The organism is Sinorhizobium glycinis (assembly GCF_001651865.1).
GTDB lineage: Bacteria > Pseudomonadota > Alphaproteobacteria > Rhizobiales > Rhizobiaceae > Sinorhizobium > Sinorhizobium glycinis.
Map to the genome: position 1 here is coordinate 1 of NZ_LPUX01000027.1, position 3846 is coordinate 3846.

Here is a 3846-nt window from a genome sequence, read left to right on the forward strand (position 1 = left end):
AACTTCCATGCCCAGAACCTCGCGCCGGCCATCGGTGTTGACGCCAACGGCGATGATGACGGCAACGGAAACGATGCGGCCACCGCGTCTGACTTTCAGGTAGGTGGCATCGATCCACAGATAAGGCCAATCGCCCTCGATCGGTCTTTCGAGGAACGCCTTCACCTTGACGTCGATCTCTTCGCACAGGCGGCTTACCTGGCTTTTGGAGATGCCGCTCATGCCCATCGCTTTGACCAGATCGTCGACAGAACGCGTCGAGATGCCCTGAATGTACGCTTCCTGGATGACCGCTGTCAGAGCCTTCTCCGCCATCCGACGCGGTTCGAGGAAGCTTGGGAAATAGCTGCCCTTGCGCAGCTTCGGAATGCGAAGCTCGACCGTTCCGGCGCGTGTCTCCCAATCCCGGTCGCGGTAGCCGTTGCGTTGCGCCAACCGCATCGCATTCTTCTCGCCGTAGCCAGCACCGGTCGCACTGCCAACCTCCAGCTCCATCACCCGCTCGGCCGCAAAGCCGATCATCTCACGCAACAAATCGGCGTCAGCACTCTTCTCAACAAGCGAGCGCACGTTCATCATATCGTCGGTCATCGGTGGTCTTTCCATCAGGTTGGTCTTGAACAACCCGACCCTACCGGAAAACACTGGTGACCACCGCTATCGAGCTACACCACTCCCTGGGACGTCATCGTTGAGAGGCTCTCGATGGATCGTTCAGCGGCTTTTCTCAACAAGGCTTTGAGCTTTGAGAGTGTGTATTCTCGATCGGGTGAAATCGGGCCATACGGCGGGAGCTATCCAAGGGAGGCGTCCATGTCGAAATCACAATTGGGTGGATATGATGAAGAACGTGTTCCAGGCGCATGTGGCAGATGCGTCTGGGATTCCCAGACGGCCCGATCGATCCTGCGCCTGTTGAGGGAGCAGCTGTTCTTGCTGGACGGGAGGGTGGCTGCTAGACTGGGAGGTCGCACCAGCGCCTATGAAGGCCGCCGCTTCAGGATGTCAGGATACGAAATCCGCGTACTCTTGTGTGCTGCTGGCGATGCGCCTGATGTCGCCACCCAAGAATCTCCTCACTCCTTCCTTGAAGGAAGCTCGGCCGATCTCGATAATTGAAGACCAGACAAAACAATCGAGGCTCAGTTGTCTGAGGAACGCCGGTTCCTTTGACCCGGCCATTTCAAGCTCTCCCAGCGGCCGTGTGCGCTCTCATGCGCCATGTCTCCAGCATCATCCACCGTACCCGACTTGATACGCATTCATCCATGGCGTGGATCTTTGCCATCCAAATAAACAGCTATCGCAATCTTCTGAACGGCGATAGAGAAAGTTGACTTAAACTGAAAGAGAGAAGGCGAAATTCTTTCGCGATCGCTTTTAGACTAGAGGTGCTCTGATGCCGGGAACTCGGTAACTTGAGCTGGGTCCGACCCGGATATGAATGACGAGCGGAACTACCGATCAATTTCTCGAAGTCCTGGAACTACACGATTGGACTTGGCGGAGGGTCGAACTGTTGCTTCTCCCAGACGCCGCGACCGCATCTGCGTGAGACTCTCAAGAGCAGGATTAGGAAGTCGGCCTGACGGACATATGCAGAATGGTTCTCGATACTGGAACAACTCAAACGTGGCGGGATCTGCGCCAGTTTGCGCCGTAGCCGGTCTTCCGAGGCGGGGTCCGGAGTATCCTCGGCGCGTCGTCACTGATACTACTCCCGATGGTCGGGAGGGGATTTCGCCAATCAAGCTGGGGGAGACGACGATAATCCTGGATCTACACGGGCAAGGGCTATCGGTGTCAGCGACCGCCAAACAGATTGGCTATGGATCGCAAGAACGCGCGCAAGTACGTCGAGCGGGGGCTAGAGGCTCCGAAATATGGCCAACGCAAGCAAAACACAATGTTTGGCGACCGGCTCGCGACCTATCTTCGCGAACGCGTGAAGGCTTGTCCCGTCCGGACCGCGCGGCGGCTTTTCCGCGAGATCTCGGGTCTCGACCGTTTCTGCAGCTATACAGCGCTATCCGGGCTGACAAGGTGACCGGGCTCGAAACCGGCGCCCGCAACTACATCACCAAACCCTTTGCCTCGCCGGAGGCCCTGGCCCGCGTGCGTGCCGCGTTACGCGGGCCGCCGGAAGCGTCACTGCAACAGGATTTTCCATTTCGATGTCTGGCGAATGGGCGCCGCTTGCATCGAGGAACGGATTGTAAACTCAAGCTCTCTGCGAGTTCACTCTTCTGATGGCCTTTCTCAAAATCAGTGTCCTCTCGCATGAGCAGCTTCTGGGGATGATGCGCGTCAATTTTCCCTTAATTCGCGTCTTCGCCAGCTCGCCAGCGGGCTGGTGGATTTGCATCGCCTCCTTTCGTCATATGGAGGGGACCATTTCAACCTTCGCAGTGCTTGCGGTGCGCTCCCCTTCACAACCAGTGATCAGAATGCTCCAAGCACTCCATGGGGCGGTCCGGAGCCGAGGTCCACACGCCGGGACGATACCGCAATGCGGCTGTGTATGCTGGCACGCGATCACCAGCAAAAAGGCGCTTGTAGAGACAATGTCCCCCAGTCCATGTTGAGGAGGGGAGATATTCGACGATGGCACGTTACGATGGCGGCTGAGGGGCATTGGAAAGGCACATGCCTGCAGCGCGTTCGCAGGCCACGATTTCGAGGGTAGGAACATTATGAAGACACCGTGGAAATTTCTTGCTCAATTGGCGTCGCGACGACGATCGGCAAGCGTGCAAGAGAATTTTATTGCGCCTGACACTGATCCCGAAGTGATCGAAAGCGAAACGGAAAACAAGTCGCCACTTCCGTTCGACAAGCCAACGCAAGCTTCTGGCACTCCTGATCACGATTCCGCGGTTGATCGCGGGTCGATGTTTTCGGACCAGCTGGAAAGCGACCCCAATCCCCTGCAGGAAATGAACCTCACAGCTGACATTCAAGAGCCTGGAACCCCTGCACGAAGTGAAACCAAACAATCGGATGCGGCTGGGAAGAGGCTGGGGCCGCAAAGCCAGACAAGCGCAAATTCCCAAAAGAAGCCGGAGATCAGACGTCGAGAACGCTCCAAGAACGCGCGCGCCGAGGGGGTTGCGCAGAGCGCTGTCGCCACAAATGAAGCTGAGACCGTACAAACCTCGTCGTCCGGGGATACTTTCTTCAACGAAGTGGCAATCCTCGACGAGGAAATCAAAGAGCTGCGACGTCTGCTGGCTCAAAAACTTTATCTGCAGAACGCTCAGCTCAAAAAGATGCTTGAGCGTTTCGACGCCTCGTGAGTTCGCGTCAACTGACGCCGGACCGAGAAAATGCTGCAGGACGTTATTCGCCGCGAGTTCCGAGGCCTGCTCGAAAGCGGGGAACCAGTGGTGTGCCCAGCCGACGGTGAAGGTGGAGCAGTGTCCGTCACGGCCTTCGACGATCTCGAGGAGATTATTTTCGCGCTTGATCAAAAGAGAGGTTCGAGGCGCCAATCGTTCAGGATCAACAGCTGAAAATGGTGCGCGGCAGGCGCGCATATCGCCCTCCACGAGCAAGCGTCAGTTGGGCAAACGGCCTTGCGCCGCACTGGTAAAGGACGGCGCAACCATCGCGTCAGGCTTTGTGCCCGAGCGCAAGCCAACCAGCTCTCTCCGACGCCGGACGGTCCTCGCATGGCCAGATCGTCGTGCGCATCGATCCAGTCGCCGCCAATCAAGCCTCATGAACAACGCGATCCCGGCTGTGTTCGCTTCGGCAGTGGCCTGATGTCAATCGGCGTGCAAAATTGGCTCTGACGCAGTTTTGGTGGTGACGGATTTTATCCCGCGCCAATGACGCGGGCTTGGA

The 3846-nt window shown here is 57.4% G+C and carries 3 protein-coding genes and 2 pseudogenes; 2 read left to right on the top strand and 3 right to left on the bottom strand.

Going from position 1 to position 3846, the window contains the following annotated elements; all coding sequences use genetic code 11:
• Together AU381_RS00290 and AU381_RS31150 are read right to left on the bottom strand one after the other, a co-directional pair.
• A partial coding sequence (locus AU381_RS00290) for an IS256 family transposase (RefSeq protein WP_174552515.1) occupies positions 1-591 on the bottom strand: 591 nt, incomplete at its 3' end.
• A gap of 104 nt (positions 592-695) precedes the next feature.
• Positions 696-794 (bottom strand): annotated as a pseudogene (locus AU381_RS31150) (IS630 family transposase); the annotation flags it as partial.
• Positions 795-813: 19 nt separating this feature from the next.
• On the opposite strand from AU381_RS31150, the gene AU381_RS29330 reads away from it, so the two are divergent.
• Both AU381_RS29330 and AU381_RS00300 read left to right on the top strand, forming a co-directional pair.
• Positions 814-1119 (top strand): hypothetical protein, encoded by a 306-nt coding sequence (locus AU381_RS29330; protein WP_153297037.1) that lies wholly within the window; start codon positions 814-816, stop codon positions 1117-1119.
• A gap of 1574 nt (positions 1120-2693) precedes the next feature.
• Positions 2694-3296 carry a hypothetical protein gene (locus AU381_RS00300; protein WP_014857797.1) on the top strand — a complete coding sequence of 201 codons (603 nt, stop codon included), beginning with the start codon at positions 2694-2696 and terminating at the stop codon, positions 3294-3296.
• Positions 3297-3407: 111 nt separating this feature from the next.
• Here the strand turns inward: AU381_RS00300 and AU381_RS27815 are convergent.
• A pseudogene (locus AU381_RS27815) lies at positions 3408-3715 on the bottom strand (ATP-binding protein); the annotation flags it as partial.
• Positions 3716-3846 lie beyond the last annotated feature (131 nt).

What these genes read in the sequence shown, in the direction of transcription:
- AU381_RS29330 (WP_153297037.1), top strand. Translation starts at nt 814, where the DNA reads ATGTCGAAATCACAATTGGGTGGATATGATGAAGAACGTGTTCCAGGC.
- AU381_RS00300 (WP_014857797.1), top strand. Translation starts at nt 2,694, where the DNA reads ATGAAGACACCGTGGAAATTTCTTGCTCAATTGGCGTCGCGACGACGA.